This window comes from Liquorilactobacillus aquaticus DSM 21051, from assembly GCF_001436755.1.
Taxonomy (GTDB): Bacteria; Bacillota; Bacilli; order Lactobacillales; family Lactobacillaceae; genus Liquorilactobacillus; species Liquorilactobacillus aquaticus.
In genome coordinates this window covers 1-2,389 of record NZ_AYZD01000003.1, presented here as the reverse complement: position 1 = coordinate 2,389, position 2,389 = coordinate 1, and the positions used below count along the sequence as shown (strand labels likewise).

Genomic DNA, 2,389 nt, shown 5'->3' with positions numbered 1-2,389 from the left:
ATTACTTTTCTCCTGTATTTGGGCGTGAAAACAATGTGATACTTACAATTCCATCTCGTATGTGCTAAGCTATTAGCGTCTTTTGACAATGCAAAAACTTCCTTTCGTATAGTTTTGGTTGGTAGCCGAAAACTATTTTATATCGAAAGGAAGTTTTTTACGCTGAAGCTTTTTTCACCCCCACAAGTAAAACTTGTGGTTTATTCGCAGATATAAAATAAGCAGGATCGTTGTAAAAATTGTATTTCACAACGACCCCACCACCGTATACTATTTTTCAATCCTCACATTAAGTTAACCAAGTAATCAACTTTTATAGACTTTCGAATTCTACCACACTACTGACTCAAAATTCATGGAGATCCTATTATCAGTTATTTATGCTAATTTACATTACTTTTTTTACGCTTTTTACATTTTTTATTACCAATATTCCAATGGCTCCTATCGCAAAACATCCTGTGGCAAAATAAAAAGGAAATTTAAGGTTGCCCACTTGGCCAAACACAATCGCCAACATTTCATATACATAGGCCGATAAAAAGCCACCCACATTCATAAATCCCATGATCAAGCCTGAAGCAATTGCTACTTGAGCAGAAGGTAGTTTATTACCTAACAGGATAAATATCGTTGGTGTTATTACGCCAATACCTATACCACCAAGTGTCGCTCCCACATACATGAACACGATAGTATTGCCAAAGGCGATACAAGCCATCGCAATCGCTATCAAAAATAATGTTACAGTGATCGTGTTTTGCTTCAGTATGTCAAATAACTTTGCAAAAACAAAGCCAGCAAGCATACCGCCAATAGTATACATGGTAAGCACCATTCCTGAATCTGCAGCATTACCCATACCACCAGTCTCTATCACAGAAGACATCGTTACTAATAACGGAAAAATCAAAACCATGACCACAAAAATGCCGATTGCGTAGAAATAAACGAATCCCGGTATCTTTGCTTTCGATTGCTTTTCCTGTGTTTTTTCAGGCTCTGGAAGAAAAAGAATTAAAACAAGCGTTATAATTCCTAGTCCATGTACTAAGAAGGAGTAGCCCCAAGAAACAGAAGCCGCAAAACCACCTAATAGTTGGAACAATATTCCTCCAACATTACTAGCAACACCGCCTAACCCCATCAACTCATTTCTTTCGTCTCCATCAAAGAAAGCAATAATTAATGCAGCTCCAAGGGGTATCACAATACCGACACCTATACCAAAAACAATCCTAAACGCGAGTATCATAGTAAAGCTACTCTGCGTAAAATACGGACCAATTCCACCCAAAGTAAATAATATCATACCCAAAACTAATAGAGTTTTATATTTTACTTTACTTCCCGCAATCCTACCTGAGATTATTGTTGCTGGAACTGATGCTACAATTGACAGCGTAGTAACTAATAAAATCGTTGTAAGCGGAATTCCGGGGAAAGATTTAGCAATACTCGCTACAGCAGGATTAACTGCACCTGCACCCATTTGAACAAAATACACAGACAATATCGCAATTTTTAAAAATAAATTTTTTTTCATGCTGCAACCTCCCTTTATTTTTTACCTGTACTACATAATTTACTTATAATTGTTAAAATGAGTAAATTGTAGTTTCCTCAAGGAGTGTAACAATCGTCCTATTATTGTTTTAAACTTCAAATTCTCCGAAAAATTGTTGCCGATAACTCACCTAAAATATTCACTCTAAATATTAGAAACTTTAATATCGTTCTTTAAGTTTCTAGCATCTAGGTCGAAAAGTTTAACATCGATAAATTTATTCTAGAAATTAGCTATTCTTTCTTTGATATTGACTATTTAAGAATTAAGATTGAAAAAGAAAGTTTTTTTGCTTGATAACTAATTATCTTCTTTAAATAAATTAAGCTATACAACTTTCTGTACGTACCAGATTTTCAATACAAACTTCCTTGTCCCCTACTCAAACAATTTAAAAACTCCTGCAAATTGTCGACTGTGTCTAACATAGTTGCATCACTATACAAAAGCTGCCTAATTTTTAAGTCACAGAAACTTTTCAGTCTATAAAGCCATCTTTTTCCCTTTGTAGTCGATAAACCATGTGTTCTTGTCTACCTTAATACTTTTGTTTATAATTTCACAAATTCCTTCAGCAGTTTCCGATGGCTCAATTTGAGCTGTAGTACTTCCCATCTCTGTGTTCATTCTGCCAGGATGAAGCGCTATTATATCGATATCTTTAACCGTACACCTCATTATTTGAACTGCTCTGTTAGCTGCCGTTTTCGTGATTGCATATTCTGGGAACATATCACTCTCAATTGCAAAACTTCCACCTTCTGAAGTCACTGCAATGTAAATACCGCCTTTGTTCATCTGTGGATAAAATGTTCGAAACGA

General features: G+C 35.4%; 2 protein-coding genes and 1 pseudogene. All 3 read right to left on the bottom strand.

What is annotated here, in order from left to right; genetic code table 11:
• Window positions 1-89 (bottom strand): annotated as a pseudogene (locus FC19_RS11275) (IS200/IS605 family transposase); the annotation flags it as partial.
• A gap of 299 nt (window positions 90-388) precedes the next feature.
• The gene (locus FC19_RS01085; RefSeq protein WP_057875151.1) at window positions 389-1,546 is read right to left on the bottom strand and encodes an MFS transporter; all 1,158 of its coding nucleotides are present in this window, start codon (window positions 1,544-1,546) and stop codon (window positions 389-391) included.
• Between the two features lie 504 nt (window positions 1,547-2,050).
• Window positions 2,051-2,389 (bottom strand): Rossmann-fold NAD(P)-binding domain-containing protein (locus FC19_RS11565; protein WP_235809294.1); only part of this gene is annotated, 339 nt, incomplete at its 5' end.